This is a genomic window from Leeuwenhoekiella sp. CH_XMU1409-2 (assembly GCF_037029365.1).
In the GTDB taxonomy this organism is placed as follows: domain Bacteria; phylum Bacteroidota; class Bacteroidia; order Flavobacteriales; family Flavobacteriaceae; genus Leeuwenhoekiella; species Leeuwenhoekiella blandensis.
Genome location: NZ_JAYMEI010000006.1, coordinates 172,308 through 194,382 on the forward strand (window position 1 = coordinate 172,308; position 22,075 = coordinate 194,382).

Below are 22,075 nucleotides of genomic sequence, written 5' to 3' on the forward strand. Positions count from 1 at the left end.
TTTGTACAAGAAATTAACAATACGTATCATGAAAATAGAACAAATTTATACCGGTTGTTTAGCTCAGGGAGCTTATTATATAGAAAGTAAAGGTGAAGTTGCGATCGTAGATCCGCTGCGAGAAGTGAAGCCTTATATGGAAAAAGCTGAAGCTGCTCAAGCCAAAATCAAGTATATTTTTGAAACGCATTTTCACGCCGACTTTGTAAGTGGCCACGTGACTCTTGCCAAAGAGACCGGTGCCCAAATTATTTATGGCCCTAAGGCAAACCCTTCTTTTGAGGCAGTTATCGCAGAAGATAACCAAGAGTTTAAATTGGGAGACGTTACCATAAAAGTGCTGCATACCCCAGGTCACACAATGGAAAGTACGACCTATCTTCTCATTGATGAAAATGGAAAAGATCACGCTATCTTTAGCGGAGACACCTTGTTTTTAGGTGATGTAGGACGTCCTGATCTGGCACAAAAATCTAAAGAATTGACACAAGAAGATCTTGCCGGCTTCCTATTTGATAGTTTACGCAATAAAATTATGCCCCTTTCTGACGATGTCATTGTTTATCCGGCTCACGGTGCAGGTTCGGCTTGTGGTAAGAATATGAGTAAAGAAACGGTAGACACGTTAGGCAATCAAAAGAAAACCAATTATGCACTGCGCGCCGATATGAGTAAAGAAGAATTTATTGCCGAAGTGACCGATGGATTACTTCCGCCTCCTTCTTATTTTCCGCTCAATGTAAAAATGAATAAAGAGGGTTACGATCATATTGACGAAGTTTTAGAGCGCGGTACACAGCAATTATCACCAGATGCTTTTGAAGCTGCTGCTAACGAAACAGGAGCAGTGATCTTAGACGTGCGTAAAGCAGCTGATTTTGCTAAAGGACATATTCCCCGATCTATATTTATTGGTATAGACGGAAGTTTTGCTCCTTGGGTAGGTGCGCTTATAGCAGATACTGAACAACCTATTCTTCTAGTCGCTGATGAAGGTCGTGAAGAAGAAACGATCACACGATTATCTCGTGTAGGTTTTGATCAAACCTTGGGTTATCTAAAAGGTGGCTTTGCTGCTTGGGAAGCTTCCGGTAAAGAGACGGATTCAGTCAAATCTGTACCCGCAAGTGAACTAGAACAAGTCGCACAAACTGACAAAAATACTGCTATTTTTGATGTGCGTAAACCCGGTGAGTTTGAGTCAGAACACCTTGAAGCAGCGCAAAGTACGCCGCTTGATTATATCAACAAACATCTTAGCGAATTTCCTTCAGATCAAGAATTTTATGTACACTGCGCAGGAGGCTATCGCAGTATGATTGCAGCGAGCATTTTAAAAAGTCGTGGTATTCATAATTTGGTTGATGTTCAGGGCGGTTATAAAGCCATCAAGGAAACAAGTTTACCTAAAACAAACTACGTTTGCCCTTCAACCTTAAAATAAGAACTATGAGAACGATCGTTTATCTATGTATGTGTTTAATGAGCTTTGGTGTATTTGCGCAAGAAAGCGAACATGTGATTCTAAGCAAAGAACTGTTTGAGGCAAGTATTCATTCGGATACCGAAAGTTTGAAAAGAAACATTCAATTGATAGACGTGCGAAGACCTGAAGAGTTTGAAGCCGGGAAGATCGAAGGTGCCACTAACATTAATGTTTTAGAAGAAGAAAGTTTTAAAGAACAGATCAAAAACCTTGACAAAGCACAGCCGGTTTATATTTATTGCCGTTCAGGAAGACGTAGCGCAAAAGCTGCACAGCTTATGCTTGATGCCGGCTTCAGCAAAATATTTGATCTGGAAGGAGGCTATTTAAACTGGACTGGAGAAAGTCAAAATATCGAAAAGAATTAACTCCGTTTAAAATGCTACGATCTAAGATAAAGGCTCAATGATATTGAGCCTTTATCTATTATAAGCCTCACGCGATTGTTCTATGGCTTCAAAATTAGTGTCTGCCCACTGCACTAAGCTTTTAATATGTGGCATCAAGCTAGCACCACGTGCACTCAGCATATACTCCACTCGAGGTGGAATTTCCTGATACTGTTTTCTGATGATTAATCCGTCTGCTTCTAACGACTTAAGGGTTACAGCCAGCATTTTTTGCGAAATGGTCTCAATCGCTTTATGCAATTCATTAAAACGCAAGACCTCTACCTCCTCAAGAAGTAATAACACTAAGGTTGACCACTTATCACCAAAACGGTCCAACACATTGCGCACAGGACAATTTTGAGCATCTGCATATTTTTTTAAAGAATTTTCCCTCATAATTAATTGATTTTCAATAAAACTAACTTCAACGTAAGTAAACTACATTTATGTAAGTTCTTTTAGCTTCCAAATATAGTGTTTACCTTTACTTACCAAAAGTAAGGTAATAACTATAATTAATAAAATCATGAGTAAATATTTAATCACAGGTGCTACCGGAGGTTTAGGAAGTAGCGCCGTCGCCCATTTATCTAAAGATGTTGATGCATCAGAAATTTCTGTACTTGTACGAGATGCAAGTAGTGATAAAGCTAAGGCTTACGAAGCTAAAGGCTATGAACTGCGTGTTGCAGATTATGACAACAGTGAAAAACTAGAAGCTGCTTTTAAAGATATCGAGGTTTTATATTTCGTTTCTGCCAGTGATATTCCTTCACGTGAGCCACAGCATAAAAATGTTGTTACTGCAGCAAAAAATGCAGGTGTAAAACACGTAGTTTACACCAGTGCAGGTCGCAAAGATGAAAGTCAGGATTCTCCTGTAGCTGCAGTTATGGATGCACATATCAAAACTGAAAAATGGCTTCAGGAATCAGGAATGGCGTACACTATTCTAAGACATAACTTGTATGCAGAAGTTGTTCCTATGTTTCTAGGCGAAAAAGAAACGCTGTTGAACAGCAAGACAGTCTTCTTACCTACCGGAGAAGGAAAAACGGCTTTTGCTTCACGCGACGAGTTGGCTGAAGCTGGAGCAACAGTATTGAAAAACCACCAAGCGCACGAGAACAAAATCTACACACTTGATGGTTTAGAAGCTGTTGCTTTTACTAAAATCGCTTCTATTTTGACCGAAGTAACCGGTGAAGAAATAAGTTATGTCTCTCCAGATGTTGATACATTTAAAACAACAATGGCTTCTTACGGGGTTCCTGAAGGTGCTATTGGGATGATGATTTCCTTTTCTCTGGGAATCGCTCAGGGCGAATTCAACTCTGAAGAAACTGATCTGGAAAAATTACTGGGTAGAAAACCTCAGGATTTAAAAAGCTTCCTTGAAAAGGTTTATGGCTAGTATTTAAACTAAGCTAACTTCCAAAGCCAGTAAAAAAAAGAGCTGCCACATACGTGACAGCTCTTTTTTACTTTATAGAACTAGCATTTATCGCTTTTTAATTTCAGGGCCGTCTTCTTTACCTACAATGATCAGACTGGTAGTATCTAAGAAAAGTCCGGTTTCTACAATTCCCGGAACTTTTAAAAGTTTAATTTCTAAAGCCTTTAAATCGTCAACCTCAAAAATATCAACATCTACAATATTGTTATTTTCGTCAGTACGATATGGGTCATTGCCTTTCATACGCTGAACAGGCTTTAAACCTTCTTCCTCTAAAAAGGTAATGATTTGCTTTGTCGCAAACGGAATCACTTCCAAAGGAAGCTTAAAAGCGCCTAGCTTTTCAACATCCTTACTGCTATCTGCAATGATGATATTGAACTTGGTATTCCAAGCTAATATCTTTTCGCGAAGCAATGCTCCTCCTCCACCCTTAATCAATTGAAAATTGGCATCGAACTCATCTGCACCGTCAATAGTAACGTCAATTTTTTCGATCTCATCAAGCGCAACAATTTTTATCCCGAGTTCTTTGGCAAGCTTTTCGGTAGCATCAGATGAGGGTACACAGGTAAGGTTCATTCCTTTGGCAACAAGTGCTCCCACTGCTTCTATCATATGTTTTGCAGTTGAGCCTGTACCCAATCCTACAACCATATTGTCTTCAATATATTTTACGGCTTCTAGCGCAGCTTGTTTTTTTTCCTGATCAGCAGTCATTGTGTTGCTTATGATTATTTGAGTCTAAAATTAAGTTTATTTTTTCAGCAAGCGCTCATAATCTTCAGGAGTATCAATATCTTGAAGAAGATCTTCGGCATTTAAAGCGATTACCGACCGATCTGAATTCAGTAAAGCCTTTGCTCCTTGATCACCGCTAAGTTTTTCTAAAGCATCAAAATAGGACTCTGGGAAAATCGCAGGAACACCCTTTTTATTTTTATAACCCGATGCGACACACGTTTCAGGTTGCTCTTTTGCTTTATCTATAAGTTTATTCAAATATGCAGCAGTTATCAAGGGTTGATCTCCCAACATTATCAAAATTTGATTGTATTTTTTTGATCGTAGCGCTTTGACTCCGGCGGCTATGCTAGCCCCTAAGCCTTCCTCCCAAGCTTCATTTATAATAAAGGAAACTTCTTGTTTAATTTCAGCCTTAATGGCCTCTTCTTGAGCTCCTAGAACACAATAAACGTGTTGCGCTTGAGTTTGTTTTGCCTGAGTAATGGCGTGTCCTAAAAGCGTGGTCTCCAGATAGGGCAGGTTTTGTTTGATCCTTCCCATACGAGATGCTTCACCTGCTGCAAGAATTAAAATCGCTGTTGTTTTCAATTTGATATTTTGTAGACGTCTAAAGTATGAAACTGTGCTATGGAGCACAAGCGTGAACTAAAGAATCTCTTTTTACGAGAAGCATTCCGGAAGAATAAATAACTTGCAGAACAAAACTAAAAACAATGACACTCGTTTTTGCGACACATAATGCAAACAAGCTCAAAGAAATCCAGGCGCTCATGCCTGAAAACATTCAGCTAAAAAGTTTAACCGATATTGGTTGCACTGAAGAAATTATAGAAGATGCGCCTACTATTGAAGGCAATGCACTTATAAAAGCCCGTTATGTCAAAACATATTATGGTTATGATTGTTTTGCAGATGACACAGGGCTTGAGGTTGAAGCTTTAGATGGTGCTCCCGGAGTGTACAGCGCGCGTTATGCGGGTCCACAAAAAAGCGCTGAAGATAATATCGATAAGCTTCTCGCTGCTTTAGAAGGCAAAAAGGATCGTAAGGCGCATTTTAAAACGGTTATCGCACTTATTCTGAATGGTGAAGAACAATGCTTTGAAGGGATTTGTAAAGGTGAAATTATACAACAACGAACCGGAACCAGTGGTTTTGGCTACGACCCTGTTTTTAAGCCCGAAGGATACCAACTTACCTTTGCTCAAATGCCACTAGCCGAAAAAAATAAGATCGGACACCGAGGAAAAGCTACCCAACTCTTACTCAATTTTTTAAAAAAATAGCTTCAGCTCGCGCTTTACTCAGAATCAAGCAGTTAAGACTTCTTAAAATCAAGCCAAAACGATATGCTATTTTTTTGATTTACAATTATTTAAATCAATTTAGTCAATCTCTGATTCTTACGTCAATTAACTGTATCTTTGCGCCCTCTTAAATCGACGATGATTTAAGATAATTTTTTTATATGAGTACATTTAAAGCGTTAGGACTTAATGATGCCATCTTGCAAGCTGTAACCGATATGGGTTTTACAGCTCCTTCAGAAGTGCAAGAAAAAGCCATCCCGGTCCTACTAAGAGAGGAGACCGATGTCGTGGCCCTCGCACAAACAGGAACGGGTAAGACGGCCGCATTTGGTTTTCCGCTTATTCAAAGAATTGATGTAAACAATCGCAATACACAAGGCTTGATCCTCTCGCCTACCCGCGAACTTTGTTTACAGATCACAAACGAACTAAAAAACTACTCAAGCCACGTAAAAGGCTTGAACACAGTTGCCGTTTACGGTGGTGCAAACATTCAAGAGCAGGCGCGCCAGATAAGTCGCGGTGCTCAGATTATTGTTGCGACTCCGGGACGTATGCAGGATATGATGCGACGCAATATGGTTGATATTACCGGTATTGACTATTGCATACTTGATGAAGCAGATGAGATGCTCAATATGGGCTTTTATGAAGACATCACCACCATACTAGCAGACACTCCAAAAGACAAAAAAACCTGGTTATTTTCTGCTACAATGCCCAAAGAGGTGGCTCGCATTGCCAAGCAGTTTATGAAGTCTCCTATCGAAATTACCGTAGGAACAAAAAATATGGGTGCTGAGAATGTTTCGCACGAGTATTATATGGTTAATGCACGTGACCGTTATCAGGCGCTTAAGCGTCTTGCTGATGCGAATCCAGAGATCTTTTCAGTGATCTTTTGCCGAACTAAGAGAGATACGCAAAAAGTAGCTGAAAACCTCATTGAAGACGGTTACAATGCTTCGGCGCTTCACGGGGATCTTAGTCAGAATCAACGGGATCTGGTAATGAAGAGTTTCCGTAATCGTCAAATTCAAATGCTGGTTGCTACAGATGTTGCCGCACGTGGAATTGACGTAGACGATGTAACTCACGTGATCAACTATCAGTTGCCAGACGAGATCGAAACCTACACCCACCGTAGTGGTCGTACAGGACGTGCGGGTAAAACCGGAATTTCGATGGTTATCGTTTCAAAAAGCGAGTTGCGTAAGATCAGAACTTTAGAAAAAATCATCAATAAAAAATTTACGCAGAAAGAAATTCCGTCAGGGATGGAGATTTGTGAAGTACAGTTGATGCACCTGGCAAATGATATTCGCAACACGAAGATCAATGAAGAGATCAATCCGTATTTATACAGCATTAATGAGGTGTTAGAAGGATTGAGCCGCGAAGAAGTAATCAAGAAAGTGTTTTCAGTAGAATTTACCCGTTTCTTTAACTACTATCAGAAAGCAAAAGATCTTAATGTGGCTGTTAAGGCAGATCTTAAAGAAGAATCTGGTGAGTCTACCAGATTCTTCATTAATGTAGGTGGCAAAGACGGTTTTGACTGGATGAGCCTGAAAGACTTTTTAAAGGAAACTACCGGTCTTGGTGATGGAATTTACAAAGTTGACTGTAAAGATTCTTTTTCGTTCTTTAATACCGATACGGAACACAAGGACACTATTCTTGCTTTATTTGAAGATTTTAAACTTCAAGGACGTCAAATTCACGTAGAAGTCACTAAAGACACCCGTGGCGGTGGCGGCGGTGGAAAACGCAAAAAAGGAGGAAAAGGCCGTGGCCGTAGAAATGATTCTGGTTTTAATGGAAACCAACGCGGAAGAAATTCTAAAGGCAGCGGGGAGCGACGCGGAAAAAGCAAACCGAACAAAAAAGAAAATAAAAGTCCGTTTTCTGGCAAACGCCGAAGAAGAGACCGATAATTTTTCAAAAAAGGAGACGGATTTGTCACGTTTGGTATGATTTTTCCGTCTCTTTTTCTAAATTGGCATCCTCTATGAAAAAGCTTGTATTTCTCCTGCTACTTATGGTAGCTCCTTTTTATCTTTCAGCTCAAGAATCAGAAACCGCTTCTGCATCTCAAGAAGATGAAAATTACATAGAAGGTACCGTTCTTAATTCGTCTACAAACGAGCCACTTGATGGTGTAAACATCATTAACCTCAACACGGTTAAAGGAACCATCTCAAAACCTGACGGAACATTTAGGTTAAGAGCTTCTTCTAACGACACGCTTTATTTTTCCTTTTTAGGATTTAAAAGTTTACAAATACGTGTGACCAATGACTGGAAACGCTTTGGAGACGTAAAAGTAAAAATGACTGAAACAGGAATTGCCCTTGAAGAAGTTGTCGTTAAGGATGTGGAGCTTACAGGATACCTTGAGATCGACGCAAAGAATGTCCCGGTTTACAAGAACGTTCGGTATAGTATTTCTGGCTTAGAAAGCGCGTATGAAGGTGGCAATTCGCAACCCGGAGCCTTCAATAAGGTCCTGAGTGCTATTTTTAATCCGGCAGATTTTCTCAACAAGGTTTTTTCTAATAAAGGTTCGCAGATGCGGAAACTGCGTCAGATGAAAGAAGATGACAATATTAGAGATCTTCTGGTTACCAAATTTGACCGTGAAACTTTATCAGCTTTACTGCAAATTCCAAGAGAAGATATCGAGACGATTTTGAGCAGATGTGATTACTCTGAAAGTTTTGTAAAAACGGCTAACGATCTACAGATTCTTGATGCGCTTAGCAGTTGTTACGAAGAATACCGCGTACTTAATCGAGATAAAGGTTAAAAAGTTTTCAGCTACTTTAAACTGTGTAATGCAATTCTATTTCTTTCAGTATCCAGAAAAACTCAGTTAAAACAATATACTATTTTTTTAGCCTGATTTTCTGAATGACCGAAATCAACGAAGTAAACGCCCAGACACCTTCTAAAATAATAAAGGGCCAATACTCCAGTAAAATACTCGCACTGCACGCCATTGAAGCACCAATTGTATTTAATAATAAAAAGAACCAATCGCTGGTCGTTACTTTTTTAGCCAGATTGAGTACATAAGCCAATAGTATTTGAAATACGCCTAGTGCTCCCAGCCAGTCTACTAAAGTCATAACGTAGTTTTAAATTGTGCTACTAAAGCGTCATAATCCTTTAAATTACGCTTGAGCCAAAGCGTTTTGATTTCTTCAATATCTTTTGGTTTTAATTTCCAGTCTAAACTGGAATTGCGCAAACGTTGGGTTAATTCCTGAAGTAAAATTGCAGCACATACCGAAATATTCAAGCTTTGTGTAAAGCCAAAGGTTGGGATGTAGATATATTCATCAGCCGCCTCGATCACCGTCTCTGTGAGACCATCTTTTTCACTTCCGAAGAAAAGTGCTGTAGGCTTATCTAGTTTGAAATCTTCGAGTTTGTGCGCCGTATGATGCGGAGTGGTTGCCACGATCTGATACCCTTCTGACTTCAGCTTTGCCAACGCATTTTTTGTAGAGTCATAGCGTTTAACTGAAGTCCATTTCTGCGCGCCCATAGCGATCTCTCGGTCGATACGTTTTCCTTTGAGCTCTTCGATCACATGAATATCCTGAACCCCAAACGCATCACAACTGCGCATTACTGCGCTCGTATTGTGCAAATGCCCCACATCTTCGATTGCGACCGTTAAAAAACGCGTTCGCTCATCAAGAACCTGCTTAAATAAGTCTTGCCTGCGTCGCGTCAAGAAAGTTTCGAGATACTCAATTAATTCTTTTTTCATAACTGCCGAAAATAAAAAAACCCGACCAATAAATGGCCGGGTTTGTATTTAAGAATTATAAATGCTTATTCAACATTTGAACCTACGTTACCTTGAGCAACAATAGTTCCCAGATCATCTGCACTTAAGTGTACATTGATGTATCCATCAATCGCGATCATTTCATCGTAAGTGATCGCATCACCACCATTTGCAGTACCGTCTTCAGCATTAAATGCAGACACGTTAGTCTGACTCATTCCTGAAGTTCCATCTACTGTGGCTAAGGTGATTAAAATAGCTCCAGGCGCATCAGCTACAGCTCCTGCGTGAATGTGTGCAGGATGCATACCACCTGCCGGAGTACCATCAATATCAAGGGTTACTAAAGTTTCACCACTTAAACGCTCTGCAAAAGTAGCTGTACCGCTAATTCCAGGCACATCTTTCGTATCAAGATCATAAGTCATACTCTCACCGGTAAGTTCGTTTTGACCTATGTCTCCTTGAGCAACTAAAGTTGCCAAATCATCTGCACTTAAATGGAAGTTGATATAACCATCAAAGTCTAATAGGCCTTCATAACCAATTTCGGTTCCGTCATTTAAAGCTTCAATATGCGTAACACTCATTCCGGTTGTCCCGTCAAGCGTTGTTAAGGTCTTAGCAATTCCTCCGGTTTCTGCAGCAGAGTTGTTATGAATATGTCCTGGGTGCATTCCGCCATCAGGAGTCCCATCTAACATTACAGTTACTAAGGCTGCACCACTTTTACGCTCTGCAAAGGTTGCAGTACCACTAATTCCAGGCACATCTTTGGTTACTAAATCATATTCTTTAGATTCTCCGGTCAATTCGTTTTCACCAATATCACCTTGAGCCACTAAAGTTGCCAGATCATCTCCACTCAAATGGAAATTGATATAACCATCAAAGTCTAATAATCCTGCATATCCTATTTCAGTCCCATCATTCAATGCTTCGATATGTGTAACACTCATTCCGGTTGTTCCGTCAAGTGTTGTTAGAGTCTTAGCAATTCCTCCGGTTTCTGCAGCAGAATTGTTATGAATATGTCCAGGGTGCATTCCACCGTCAGGAGTTCCGTCAAGCATTACAGTTACTAATGCTGCACCACTTTTACGCTCTGCAAAGGTTGCAGTACCACTAATTCCTGGTACATCTTTAGTTACTAATTCGTAGTCTTTAGTTTCACCGGTCAATTCGTTTTCACCAATATCCCCTTGAGCAACTAAGGTTGCTAAATCATCTGCACTTAAATGGAAGTTGATATAACCATCAAAGTCTAATAATCCTGCATACCCAATTTCAGTCCCATCATTTAAAGCTTCAATGTGTGTTACACTCATTCCGGTAGTTCTATCAAGTGTTGTTAAGGTCTTAGCAATACCTCCGGTTTCTGCTGCAGAATTGTTATGAATATGTCCCGGGTGCATTCCGCCGTCAGGAGTTCCGTCAAGCATTACAGTTACTAACGCTGCACCACTTTTACGCTCTGCAAAAGTTGCTGTACCGCTTATACCCTCTACGTCTTTAGTTACTAATTCGTAATCTTTAGTTTCTCCGGTTAATTCGTTTTCACCAATATCACCTTGAGCAACAAGCGTTGCCAAATCGTCTGCACTTAAATGGAAATTGATATAACCGTCGAAATCTAAAATTCCGGCATATCCTATTTGAGTACCATCATTTAATGCGCTTATGTTGGTTTTACTCATACCTGTCGTCCCATCAAGAGTCGTTAAGGTAAGTGCAATACCACCGGTTTCTGCAGCAGAATTGTTATGAATATGTCCCGGATGCATTCCGCCGTCAGGAGTTCCATCAAGCATTACTTCTAGTAAAGCTTCACCATTTACACGCTCAGAAAACGTAGCTGTACCGCTGATTCCATCAACATCTTTGGTTACCAAATCATAAGACTTAGTAGTTCCTGTAAGATCGTTTTGACCAATATCACCTTGAGCAAGCAGTGTACCTAAATCGTCAGCGCTTGCATGTACATTAATGTATCCATCAAAATTTAGAAGGTCATCGTAAGATACCGGCGTACCGTCATTAGTTTGAGTAATGTTAGTTAAGCTTCTTCTTGAAGCACCATCTACAGGTTCTAAATCGATTGCGATATCACCACCTTCTGCTGCTGTGTTTAGGTGAATATGCGCAGGATGTGAACCTTGAGTTGTTGAAGATAGAAGGATACTCACATCTGTAGAACCATCTGTTTTTTCATTAAATGTAACCGTTCCACTAACATCGGGATTAGAAACCGCACTTAAATCATAGGTCATTGTGTTCCCCGTTGATTCCCCGGGAATAACTTCTAGGCTGTCGTCGTCATTACTACAAGAAGCAGCAATAAACAGCGATAAAGCCAAAAAATAAAACTTTTTCATAAACTGATTTTTTTGAATATTTATTAATTATTTCTGTTTGGAATTTATTAAATCATAAACCCAAGCACTAATAATTACGAATAGTTTAACCTTTTGGTTTTCCCAGATGTTAATTATTTTTGACTAAAATTTTATTGTGAAGCATATTGTAGTACTTACGGGCGCCGGAATCAGCGCAGAGAGCGGACTCAAAACGTTTAGGGATGCTAATGGTTTATGGGAAGGTCACGATGTTATGGAAGTTGCCAGCCCAGAAGGTTGGAATAAAAACAGAGCTTTAGTTCTTGATTTTTATAGTCAGCGTAGAAAGCAACTCAAAGAAGTATCCCCTAACCCTGCACACGAAGCATTGGTTAAACTTGAGGAGCAATTTAAAGTAGATATTATTACGCAAAATGTTGATGACCTGCACGAGCGCGCCGGAAGTTCCTCTGTGATTCATTTACACGGTGAACTGTTAAAAGCACGTAGTACGGTTGATGAAAACCTTGTTCTCGACTGGAAAGAAGATATTAATGAAGGAGATCTTTGTGCAAAAAATAGTCAGTTGCGACCACATATTGTTTGGTTTGGGGAGATGGTTCCACTTCTGGATACCGCGGCGGCACTCACTGCTAAAGCCGATTACATCTTAATTGTAGGAACATCTATGCAAGTATATCCCGCGGCAGGATTAATTAATTATGCTAAACCGGATGCTGAAGTATTTTTTATAGATCCTAAACCCAACATTCGTTCACAAGCCAACTTAAAAGTCTATGCCGAAAAAGCTTCTACAGGCGTCCCTACTGTGGTAGCGCAGCTCCTGAATAATTGATGCGTGCAGTTTTTGCCCAATTGATCAAGGCTTCGGTTTGTGCTGCATCAAGTTTTGCTTCGGTATGAATTAACGTATAGGATTCTAACGGCATACTTTTACGCTCAATCTCTTCAATGAGTTCGTCTAACTTATGATCCTTTCGCTTTACGGAATATTGCTCCCATTCTGAAAAATTGAGATGTCTTTTTCCGTCTTTGATATGATCTTCAAGATAAAAACTCACAGGTGCCAAATTAGAATACCAAGGATAAGTCGTTTGATTACTGTGGCAATCGTAGCACGCACTTTTTAAAATTGCAGCCACCTCTTCGGTAGGTTTTGTTTCCTGTAAAAAAGGCGCTAGGGATTCATAACCTTCTTCGTTTTTATCTACAGGTATAAACTGAATTACAACAAGCGCAACTAAGGCAAGCATTAAAAAGCGTTTTATCCAAATCATATTGTTATTTTTATTCTGTTGAAATTAATCATTTAAATAATGACCAAAGCGCAATGGGCAGATAAAGTTGCTTTGATTTCCGCACGATTGGAAGAACGTAAAGCCTTAGGAAACGAAATACTCAAAAATCCTGAGTGTGTTTCCTATTCCCTAGAACTTATAAAACAACAAGATTCACTTCTCGCTACAAATGCTGCATACGGCTTAGACATCGCTTTGCGGAAGCGCATAGAACTGCTTCAACCTGATCTTAAATTATTTCTTGAAGTGCTAGAACTGAATAAAATTGAAACTGTTTCAAGAATATTGGCCAAGATTTGTGAATTGCTTACCGCAGCTTCTATAAAAAAGAAAACGATCGTATTAAACGCTAGCGAGCAACAACAAATTATAGCCCGGTGTTTTGACTGGCTTATAACCGATGAAAAGGTTGCCGTCAAAGTTTTTGCAATGCAAAGCATTTATAATTTAAAAGATACCAAGCCCTGGATACAAGACGAACTTAAGGCGCAATTAACGCTTCAATACGATTCCAGTACCGCTGCATTTAAATCCCGTGCATCAAAACTATTGGCTGACTTATAAGTGAGTCTCATTCAATTACATTCTTATACTTTCTCGTTTGTTACTAGCATTGTGCTGTGTATATTTGCGCTTTTAACCAAAAAGCAATTATGTCTTTATCTTTAGAAGCCGTATCACCTATAGACGGTAGATATGCCAGTAAAACCGAAGCGCTCTCAGCATACTTTTCTGAAAAAGCGCTTATAAAGTACCGCATAAAAGTTGAAATCGAATATTTTATCGCGCTTTGCGAAATTCCTTTACCACAATTGAGCGAATTTCCCAAAGAGACTTACCCAAACCTTCGTGCGATCTATGAAGATTTTACTACCGAAGATGCGCTCAAAGTAAAAGAAATTGAAGGCGTTACCAACCACGATGTAAAAGCGGTTGAATACTTTATAAAAGAAAAGTTTGATGCTTTAGGTCTTACCGAATCTAAAGAGTTTATCCACTTTGGTCTCACCTCACAAGATATCAATAACACAGCGATTCCTTTAAGTTTAAAAGATGCGACCAATCACGTTTATCTTCCACAACTTTTGGAGGTTGTAGATCATCTTAAACAACTGGCCGATGAATGGGAGAGCATCTCAATGCTTGCGCGTACGCACGGTCAACCCGCTTCTCCTACCCGTCTGGGAAAAGAAATCGAAGTTTTTATTGTGCGCCTTGAGGAGCAGATCAAGCTTTTAAAAGCTGTACCAAGCGCAGCAAAGTTTGGTGGCGCGACTGGTAATTACAATGCGCATCACGTGGCGTATCCTGAAATCGACTGGAAAGCCTTTGGTAATACATTTGTAAACGGGACTTTGAAATTACACCACTCCTTCCCTACCACACAGATCGAGCATTATGATCACATGGCTGCATTATTTGATAATGTGAAGCGCATCAATACCATTCTTATCGACTTGAATCGTGATTTCTGGCAATATATTTCTATGGAATATTTTAAGCAGAAGATCAAGAAAGGAGAAGTTGGTTCTTCGGCGATGCCGCATAAAGTGAATCCTATTGATTTTGAAAATAGCGAAGGAAACTTAGGAATCGCCAATGCGATCTTAGAACATCTTTCGGCAAAATTGCCTATTTCAAGATTACAACGAGATCTGACAGATAGTACGGTTTTAAGAAATATAGGCGTGCCTTACGGGCATACTTTGATAGGTTTACAAAGCACCTTAAAAGGCTTGAATAAATTATTGCTTAACGAAAGTAAGTTTGCTGAAGATCTTGAAGATAACTGGGCGGTGGTTGCTGAAGCGATTCAGACCATTTTACGTAGAGAAGGTTACGCAAATCCGTATGAGGCTCTAAAAGGACTTACACGTACCAATGAGGCGATTACCCAGAATTCTATGCACGCTTTTATAGAAACTTTAGAGGTGAGTACCGCGATTAAAGACGAATTAAAAGCGATTACTCCGGCTAATTATACCGGTATTTAATGCAGTATAAATTTTCGCTAAATCTGCTTCTGGTTGTACTGCTTTACGCAGGAATACTCATCGCAGGACTCACCAGAATACTGACAAAAACACCGGTGCTTATAGTTTTAGCGCTTATTTTTCTGATTTTGATCATCAACTTAATAAAAACGAGACGCAAATAAGCTGCGTCTCGTTTTCATTTAGATCAAATCGTATACTTGATTGGCGATCTCTAACTCTTCATTTGTGGGGATTACCAGAACTTTCACTTTAGATGCTTCAGCCTGAATTTCGCGTAAATCTTTAGAACGCTGGCCATTTAAACTTTCATCTAAAGCAATTCCTAAATAATTGATATCCTTACAGGCTTTGCTGCGTATCGTACTACTATTCTCTCCTATTCCGGCGGTGAATACTATAGCATCCAGACCATTTAAAGCAGCCGCATACGCACCGATGTATTTTTTGATTCGATACGCGTTCATATCTAAAGCAAGCGCACAAGTACGATCTCCAGAAGCTGCTGCAGCCTCAATATCACGCAAATCGCTATGGCCTGTAAGACCTAGCATTCCACTTTTTTTGTTAAGCAAATCGCTGACTTCTTTGACAGAATAGCCTAAATGCTCTTGCATAAAAAACACTACACTTTGATCAATATCTCCGGCCCGCGTACCCATTATGAGTCCGTTTGCTGGACCAAAACCTAACGAGGTATCAATCGCTTTACCGTCTTTAATCGCCGTCATACTGCAACCATTTCCTAAGTGAATGGTTATAATTTTAGCATAAGGATCATCAAGATGATTCAGCGCCTTTTTGCTTACATACTTGTGACTGGTACCGTGAAAACCATAAGCTCTAATTCTGGATTCTTCCATTAAATGCTGCGGAATCGCATATTGATACGCTTTCTGCGGAACACTCTCAAAAAATGCGGTGTCAAACACACAAACCTGTGGTGTATCTTCAAAGAGTTTTTCGGCAACTTCGATTCCCGTTAAGTTAGCAGGATTATGCAACGGAGCCAGCGAAAACAATCGTTTGATATTTGCTTTTACCTCATCATTAACTTTGATGGTTTTGGTAAATTGTTTCCCACCGTGTACCACACGATGTCCAACGGCATCCACTTCGGCAGCATTCTTAATCACACCGATCTCAGCACTCATAAGAAGGTTTGCTACTTTTTGCAAACCTTCAGCATGATCTTTAAAATCAACCTTTTCTGAAAAATCAGCCGTTTCTGTTTTATAGGAAATACTTCCGTTTTCGATCCCGATTCGTTCTACTACTCCACTGGCCAAAACGCGCGTTTCGGGCATTTGAATAAGTTGAAATTTAATCGAAGAGCTTCCGGAGTTTATTACGAGTATATTCATTTAAAATCTTCTAATTAAAACCTTGTGCTTGTATCGCCGTGATGATTACTGTGTTAAAAACATCTTCGGTAGTACAACCGCGACTCAAATCATTTACCGGCTTGTTTAAGCCTTGTAGCATAGGACCAATGGCCAGAGCGCCGGTTTCACGCTGTACCGCTTTATAGGTATTATTTCCTGTATTCAAATCTGGAAAGATCAAAACACTCGCCTGACCGGCAACTTCAGAATCGGGTAATTTGCTTTTTCCTACTGCAGCGTCTACCGCAGCATCATATTGAATAGGACCTTCAATTTTAAGGTCTGGACGTTCTTTTTTGACAATTTCGGTCGCTTCACGTACACGATCGACATCTGCACCTTTTCCTGAAGTTCCTGAGGAATAGGAAAGCATTGCGATCTTAGGCTCAATGCCAAAGGCCAAACTACTTTCTGCGGAAGAAATCGCGATTTCTGCCAGTTCTGTAGCTGAAGGATTTGGGTTGATCGCACAATCTCCAAATACTGAAACACGATCTTCAAGACACATAAAAAATACCGAAGACACCACTGAAACACCGGGCTTTGTTTTAATAAACTGAAGCGCCGGTCTAATCGTATGCTGCGTCGTATGCGCCGCACCACTTACCATGCCGTCTGCGTGGCCTTTGTAGATCATCATCGTGCCATAGTATGAAACATCGGCCATCCAATCGCGGGCAATGTCACGATTTACATTTTTATGCTTACGCAGTTCATAAAAAGTTTCTACATAATCATCAAAATGCTCAGACTGCACGGGGTTGATCACCGAGATTTTATCTAAATCTAAGGCAAGCCCCAGTTGCACAGCTTTTTCTTTCACTTTCTCCACTTCGCCCAGCAAGGTAATTTGAACAATATCTAATTCTACGAGCTGAATCGCAGCGGTCAATATGCGTTCGTCTGTCCCTTCGGGCATAACGATATGCTTTTTAGCCGTACGTGCGCGCTTCATCAAACCATACTGAAACATTCTTGGCGTAATTCCTTTAGGTTTTAAATTGATCAGGCGCTCAATAAGTTTATCAAAAGAAACCTCTTTAGAAAAAACTGTAAGTGAAGTTTCGATCTTAGGTTTGCTGCTTGCGTAAATTTGAGATTTGATGTTCCCTACTCTATTCGTCACCGAAAAAGTTCCGTCGTTTACTGAAACAATTGGCACGATTTGAGAAAGTCCCTGTATTAATTGTAAAATTGGTTCTTCAGGCTTTAACCCTCCGGTTAATATAATCCCGGAAATACGCGGGTAATTGGTTGAAATATTCGCCTGAAGCGCTCCAAGAATTATATCAGCTCGATCTCCCGGAGTAATTACCAGACTATCTTGTTTTAAATGCGTCAAATAATTACGCAGCTGCATAGCACCAACTCCAAAATTCCCGGTTTGATTGTCTAGAAATTCGGCACCAAATAAGACTTCGCCATCTAACTCTTCTACAATCTCTTTGATTGTAGGTCGCGCTAGCTTTTCGGTATAAGGAATTGCAAAAACTTCAACAGAATCAGGTAAGAAATTGCTCAGTCCGTTTTTAGCAACCATTAAATTTTCCTCTTGAACTTTATTGGCCACCACCGCCAAAACTGAAACATCTTTCTCTAAAAACGTAGTATATGCAATTTGCAAACTCCCTAGAAGTTCATCTTCGGTTTTATTTACACCACTTCCTACAAGAATTACCGGTAAGCCTAAATTTTTTGCTACCAGAACATTAGTGTCAAACTCAAAAACACTTCCTTCTCCTGTAAAATCTGATCCTTCTACCAGAACAAAGTCAAAACGGTCTTCTAGATTTTTATACTTGGTAATGATCGTATCGAGTATTTCACCAGACTTCCCTTTATTACGTTTTTTGATCAACTCGCTGCTGGTAAACGCATACGCATCTTCATAATCGAGTTTGATATCAAAAAAAGAAAGAACCGTACTTATATGATTGTCTTTACCGGTGTTTTTACTATCGTCAATAATGGGCCTGAAATACCCCACTTTGGCCGTCTTACCTAAAAGCGTGCGCATCAAACCAAGCGAAACAATAGATTTACCACTATTAGGCTCGAGCGTCGCGATATAAATTCCTTTATTCATAGCGTGTTAGATTGTTTAGGTAAAATTACAATTTAAGAACTAAAGTAATTACTGACTTATGTCATTGTTTAAACCTGTTCTAAATAAAAAAGGGAGTCTAAGAGACTCCCTTTTGTTTATATGCTAATGGAGAATGTTTTAATTGAAAACATCCATTATTCCTTCAAATTGCGCGGTGTTTAAAGCGGCACTGCTGGTATCCATAGTTTCGGCAAAACGTACCATATCTGCTACATTCATATCGTTACCCAAAACACGAGCAAGAACGAAACCTTTGCTGTTATCCTGAGCAAAAACAACAACCTCATCGATAGCGTCTTCATCACCTTTAATAAAAATGCGCATACGCTGCTCGGTGCTTCCTAACTTCATCAACTCGTCATAATTATCGCCTTTGAGAATAGCTTTTACCTTTCCGGTTTCACTGGTATAAAAAGCGGTGTCTTTTAACGAATAAGCTAACAAGTTGATTTTTTTAACCGACTCGATCACCTTTTTTTGCTCTGGAGATAAAGATTCACTTTTAGCACTGATCAAGCTGGTAGGCAAGTCAACCATAATAAAGTCTTCGTTCTCTTTACTGTCTATATAATATTCTTGCAATGACTGCTGATTGTTACAACTCATAAGAGTTGCAATCAAAAGCAGCATCAAACTGAATTTAAACGCTTTCATCTTAATTTACTTTTACATTTTTTAATTCATCGCTTCCATCAAAGTTGATGCTATTTGCGATCTTACCTATTTCTCTCAAGTCTATATTACCTGTGATCTTGATGAGTACGGTGTCGTCATCGTTATTTTCACCATCTATAAACATCAGGAACTCGCTTACAAAATCATCGCTTTTTCCCGGCTTGTAGTAAAAATTCACATTTTTACCTTCATCCTTTACACTCATAAGCTGCTCCAGTTTCTCACTAGCTTTGTAAGCGCTAAACTCACCTTTCATCGCCTTTGCTGCATTAGCACTTTTTGTTGAGAACACTTTTATATCTTCAAGGCTGTTCACCATATCGATATAATTTTTCATCTCAGGATCTTTAGAATCGAGATCCATCTTTCCTAGTAATTTGAACATCTTCTGATTAATAACCATTGCGGTTACATCTTTCATATCTTCAAATCTGTCAAAGCTCTTTTGAGCATAAGTGGTAAGGCTAAAGCCAACTAACATTAAGGTAACTACTAATTTATTCATCGTTTTTTGATTTAGATTATTTTTTAATTTGATTTGCGGTTTCTTCAAAAGTCTCTAGTTTTTCAAGTTGACCGGTACCTTTGTTTACAAAATTTCCCATCATAAACAGCGCTTGTTTTGTTTTTAAAGCAGCTACTTCTGGGTCTTTATAAGTACCAAGATCGTGTTCAGAACCTTGCTTTTGATTAAAGGTTAAAAAGAGTCCAACACATAGCAAAATGCTTGCTGCCACAGGCACCCAGCGCCAGGATCTTTTGGTTTCTGGCAATTCTATGTTTCGGTTAAAGCCTTGCTCTTTTGCCTGAGCAAATGCTCCAAACAGCGGAGCATACTCTGCGAGATGCCCGGCTACTTCATCACTAGTAAAGTAGTCTTGCAACTGTGCTTCTTGCTCTAAGGAAGTTGCTCCCTCAAAGTAAAGCTCAAGCAGCTTTTCGATTTTATTTAATTCCATAGTTGTGTTTTTTTAACAATTGTTCACGTATTGTTTTTCGAGCTCTAGACAGCGTAATACGTACCGCTGTTTCATTTAAATCTAATTCTTTTGCAATCTCACTGTTTGAATATTGCTCCACATCCCGCATATGTAAAACCAGTCGTTGTTGTTCGGGTAATTCCTTCATCAACTTAAACACCCAATTAACACTGTCATTATTCTCACTGGTCTTTACCGTATTGTAATGCTGATCTTCATAATTAGAATGTACTAATTGTAAGTTGTTGCTACTTTTTGCTTTTAACTTGTCATAACAATAATTCTTTGTCATCGTCACGGCAAAAGCTTCAATGCTGCGTAGCTTTTTAAATTTCTTACGATTAGACCACAGCTTGATCAAAATTTCCTGTGTAGCATCCTGTGCCTCATCATCAGAAACCAGCAGCCGCCTTGCCAGACGATACAGACGATCCTGAATTGGATTTACTTGAGCTAAAAATTCTTTTTGATTCATTCTTACTAGCGGTTAGTTACAAGGATGACGATTCAACATAAATTTTGTTACATTAAAAACAATAAATACAATAATACCCCTAAATTTAGAGTTGATTATTAATTTGCCACAATGAAAAGAATTACCCTTTCGCTTAGCCTTGTTATCTTAATCGTATTGAGTTCCTGCAGTAAAGACCGGGACGATGAGATACGACCGCTTTCTGAATTAGAGATCGAAAACTTCATCTACAGTGGGATGCAACTGTACTATTTGTATAAACCTGAAATTCCGGAATTGGCCAACACCTATTTTGATACCAATTCAGAATTGAATGATTTCTTGTCTGCATTTACCGGCCCTGAAGATTTATTTTACAATGGTCTGGTTGCCGATGTAGATCGTTTTAGCTTTTTAAGTACAGATTACCGCGATTTAGAAAATTCATTAGCCGGTGTGAGCAAAACTTCAGGTATCGATTATGGTCTAGCATTAGACCCTAATGATGCCAACTTTGCGTTTGCCTATGTACGTTATGTGCTCCCTAACACTTCTGCTTCAGAAAATGGTGTAGCACGCGGAATGATATTCAATACGATAAATGACGAACGTTTAACCACAACGGCCAACGGTGACGGCACGTACTCTTTAAGTACGCGTTCACGGGAATTGCTCAATCTGGACAGCTATACCATTGCTTTAGCCGAATTTGACACCAATGATGATTTGCAATTAACCGGGGATCGCATCGATCTGGTTCAAAAAGAATATACAGAGAATCCGGTTTTTATTGCTAAAACTTTAGACATCGATGGAAACAAAATAGGCTATCTCATGTATAACGCCTATCGCCGTAATTTTGATAGTGAATTGAATGCCGCATTTGCACAATTTCAAGCAGATGGAGTGACAGATCTGGTTCTTGACTTACGCTACAATGGTGGTGGTTCGGTTGAGACGGCTATCGATCTAACTTCTATGATCACCGGGCAGTTTAATGGTGAGATCATAACCAAGCAACAATGGAATCCTGAAATACAAGCCGCTTTTGAAGCCGAAGAACCAGACGCTTTAATAGACCGATTTGACAATACAATCTCAGACGGAAGCCTCATCAACAGTCTCAACCTAAGTCGCTTATTTGTAATTGGTACAGGAAGTACCGCTTCGGCAAGTGAGTTAACCATCATAGGATTACAACCCTACATCGACGTTCAAACTGTGGGAACCACTACAGTAGGTAAGTTTCAAGCTTCCATAACGCTTTATGATTCTGATAGTTTCCGAAGAAATGATGAGACCTTAAACCCAAGTCATTTTTACGCGATTCAACCTTTGGTTTATACCTATGCCAATGCAGATGACATTATTGGCCCACCAGCAGGAATCACACCAGATTTTGAGCTTAGAGAAGATATTTCAAACTTAGGTACTCTAGGAGCTCCTGACGAACCTTTATTAAGTTTGGCATTAGATCAAATCTTAGGGCGTAGCTATTCTTCTAAAAGTAAAGCTGGTACAGTATTTGAACTCTTTGGAGAGCGTGAAAACCAAAACGCAACGTATCAACGTATGTACATAAAAGACTTACCTGATAGTTTAAAATAAATCTTATATTCCGCAATTATTTAA

23 protein-coding genes are annotated in these 22,075 nt (G+C 39.5%); 10 read left to right on the forward strand and 13 right to left on the reverse strand.

Annotated elements, in window-relative coordinates:
- The first annotated feature begins 28 nt into the window (after positions 1-28).
- Both WA338_RS08575 and WA338_RS08580 read left to right on the forward strand, forming a co-directional pair.
- Positions 29-1,444, forward strand: coding sequence for an MBL fold metallo-hydrolase (locus WA338_RS08575; protein WP_273016191.1), 1,416 nt, complete (start codon positions 29-31; stop codon positions 1,442-1,444).
- 5 nt (positions 1,445-1,449) lie between these two features.
- Entirely contained in the window at positions 1,450-1,854 is a 405-nt protein-coding gene (locus WA338_RS08580) for a rhodanese-like domain-containing protein (RefSeq protein WP_273016190.1), read from the forward strand.
- 51 nt (positions 1,855-1,905) lie between these two features.
- Here the strand turns inward: WA338_RS08580 and WA338_RS08585 are convergent, their stop codons facing one another.
- Complete coding sequence (locus tag WA338_RS08585; protein ID WP_273016188.1) at positions 1,906-2,274, reverse strand: winged helix-turn-helix transcriptional regulator; 369 nt, start codon at positions 2,272-2,274, stop codon at positions 1,906-1,908.
- A gap of 130 nt (positions 2,275-2,404) precedes the next feature.
- Here WA338_RS08585 and WA338_RS08590 point away from each other — a divergent pair, with 130 nt between their 5' ends.
- Entirely contained in the window at positions 2,405-3,292 is an 888-nt protein-coding gene (locus WA338_RS08590; protein ID WP_009779886.1) for an SDR family oxidoreductase, read from the forward strand.
- A gap of 87 nt (positions 3,293-3,379) precedes the next feature.
- Here the strand turns inward: WA338_RS08590 and rpiA are convergent, their stop codons facing one another.
- Together rpiA and WA338_RS08600 are read right to left on the reverse strand one after the other, a co-directional pair.
- A complete protein-coding gene (gene rpiA, locus WA338_RS08595; RefSeq protein WP_009779885.1) occupies positions 3,380-4,054 on the reverse strand; it encodes a ribose-5-phosphate isomerase RpiA in 675 nt (224 codons plus the stop codon).
- A gap of 36 nt (positions 4,055-4,090) precedes the next feature.
- The gene (locus tag WA338_RS08600) at positions 4,091-4,669 is read right to left on the reverse strand and encodes a nucleotidyltransferase family protein (RefSeq protein ID WP_273016185.1); all 579 of its coding nucleotides are present in this window, start codon (positions 4,667-4,669) and stop codon (positions 4,091-4,093) included.
- A gap of 125 nt (positions 4,670-4,794) precedes the next feature.
- Here WA338_RS08600 and WA338_RS08605 point away from each other — a divergent pair, with 125 nt between their 5' ends.
- The 3 genes from WA338_RS08605 (at position 4,795) to WA338_RS08615 (ending at position 8,200) form a co-directional block, all read left to right on the forward strand.
- Positions 4,795-5,367, forward strand: coding sequence for a non-canonical purine NTP diphosphatase (locus tag WA338_RS08605; RefSeq protein ID WP_273016183.1), 573 nt, complete (start codon positions 4,795-4,797; stop codon positions 5,365-5,367).
- A gap of 182 nt (positions 5,368-5,549) precedes the next feature.
- Complete coding sequence (locus WA338_RS08610) at positions 5,550-7,328, forward strand: DEAD/DEAH box helicase (protein ID WP_273016181.1); 1,779 nt, start codon at positions 5,550-5,552, stop codon at positions 7,326-7,328.
- 74 nt (positions 7,329-7,402) lie between these two features.
- Positions 7,403-8,200 (forward strand): carboxypeptidase-like regulatory domain-containing protein, encoded by a 798-nt coding sequence (locus tag WA338_RS08615; RefSeq protein WP_336093027.1) that lies wholly within the window; start codon positions 7,403-7,405, stop codon positions 8,198-8,200.
- A gap of 79 nt (positions 8,201-8,279) precedes the next feature.
- Here the strand turns inward: WA338_RS08615 and WA338_RS08620 are convergent, their stop codons facing one another.
- The 3 genes from WA338_RS08620 to WA338_RS08630 form a co-directional block, all read right to left on the reverse strand.
- Positions 8,280-8,522, reverse strand: coding sequence for a CBU_0592 family membrane protein (locus WA338_RS08620; protein ID WP_009779880.1), 243 nt, complete (start codon positions 8,520-8,522; stop codon positions 8,280-8,282).
- Complete coding sequence (locus tag WA338_RS08625) at positions 8,519-9,172, reverse strand: TrmH family RNA methyltransferase (RefSeq protein ID WP_009779879.1); 654 nt, start codon at positions 9,170-9,172, stop codon at positions 8,519-8,521. Before WA338_RS08625 ends, WA338_RS08620 begins: the two co-directional genes overlap by 4 nt.
- A gap of 65 nt (positions 9,173-9,237) precedes the next feature.
- Entirely contained in the window at positions 9,238-11,568 is a 2,331-nt protein-coding gene (locus WA338_RS08630; RefSeq protein ID WP_336093028.1) for a CHRD domain-containing protein, read from the reverse strand.
- Between the two features lie 136 nt (positions 11,569-11,704).
- Between WA338_RS08630 and WA338_RS08635 the strand changes: the two genes are divergently transcribed.
- The gene (locus WA338_RS08635) at positions 11,705-12,385 is read left to right on the forward strand and encodes an SIR2 family NAD-dependent protein deacylase (RefSeq protein WP_009779877.1); all 681 of its coding nucleotides are present in this window, start codon (positions 11,705-11,707) and stop codon (positions 12,383-12,385) included.
- On the opposite strand, the gene WA338_RS08640 is transcribed toward WA338_RS08635, so the two are convergent.
- Positions 12,354-12,827 carry a heme-binding domain-containing protein gene (locus tag WA338_RS08640; RefSeq protein WP_009779876.1) on the reverse strand — a complete coding sequence of 158 codons (474 nt, stop codon included), beginning with the start codon at positions 12,825-12,827 and terminating at the stop codon, positions 12,354-12,356. The two genes, WA338_RS08635 and WA338_RS08640, sit on opposite strands and share 32 nt — an antisense overlap.
- Positions 12,828-12,866: 39 nt before the next feature.
- On the opposite strand from WA338_RS08640, the gene WA338_RS08645 reads away from it, so the two are divergent.
- Both WA338_RS08645 and purB read left to right on the forward strand, forming a co-directional pair.
- Positions 12,867-13,412, forward strand: coding sequence for a hypothetical protein (locus WA338_RS08645; RefSeq protein ID WP_009779875.1), 546 nt, complete (start codon positions 12,867-12,869; stop codon positions 13,410-13,412).
- 89 nt (positions 13,413-13,501) lie between these two features.
- The gene (gene purB / locus WA338_RS08650) at positions 13,502-14,842 is read left to right on the forward strand and encodes an adenylosuccinate lyase (protein ID WP_336093031.1); all 1,341 of its coding nucleotides are present in this window, start codon (positions 13,502-13,504) and stop codon (positions 14,840-14,842) included.
- A 182-nt stretch (positions 14,843-15,024) separates the two neighbouring features.
- Here purB and WA338_RS08655 read toward each other — a convergent pair whose 3' ends face one another.
- The 6 genes from WA338_RS08655 to WA338_RS08680 form a co-directional block, all read right to left on the reverse strand.
- Complete coding sequence (locus tag WA338_RS08655; protein ID WP_336093033.1) at positions 15,025-16,206, reverse strand: acetate/propionate family kinase; 1,182 nt, start codon at positions 16,204-16,206, stop codon at positions 15,025-15,027.
- A 10-nt stretch (positions 16,207-16,216) separates the two neighbouring features.
- Complete coding sequence (gene pta, locus WA338_RS08660; protein WP_009779871.1) at positions 16,217-18,313, reverse strand: phosphate acetyltransferase; 2,097 nt, start codon at positions 18,311-18,313, stop codon at positions 16,217-16,219.
- A gap of 138 nt (positions 18,314-18,451) precedes the next feature.
- Complete coding sequence (locus WA338_RS08665) at positions 18,452-18,988, reverse strand: DUF4252 domain-containing protein (RefSeq protein WP_009779870.1); 537 nt, start codon at positions 18,986-18,988, stop codon at positions 18,452-18,454.
- Position 18,989: 1 nt separating this feature from the next.
- The gene (locus WA338_RS08670) at positions 18,990-19,514 is read right to left on the reverse strand and encodes a DUF4252 domain-containing protein (protein WP_040533341.1); all 525 of its coding nucleotides are present in this window, start codon (positions 19,512-19,514) and stop codon (positions 18,990-18,992) included.
- Positions 19,515-19,530: 16 nt separating this feature from the next.
- Positions 19,531-19,968 (reverse strand): hypothetical protein, encoded by a 438-nt coding sequence (locus WA338_RS08675; RefSeq protein WP_009779868.1) that lies wholly within the window; start codon positions 19,966-19,968, stop codon positions 19,531-19,533.
- Positions 19,955-20,464, reverse strand: coding sequence for an RNA polymerase sigma factor (locus WA338_RS08680; RefSeq protein ID WP_336093038.1), 510 nt, complete (start codon positions 20,462-20,464; stop codon positions 19,955-19,957). The genes WA338_RS08675 and WA338_RS08680 overlap by 14 nt, the downstream gene beginning before the upstream one ends.
- Positions 20,465-20,575: 111 nt before the next feature.
- Between WA338_RS08680 and WA338_RS08685 the strand changes: the two genes are divergently transcribed.
- Positions 20,576-22,051, forward strand: a complete 1,476-nt coding sequence (locus WA338_RS08685; protein WP_273016170.1) for a S41 family peptidase — start codon at positions 20,576-20,578, stop codon at positions 22,049-22,051.
- Positions 22,052-22,075 lie beyond the last annotated feature (24 nt).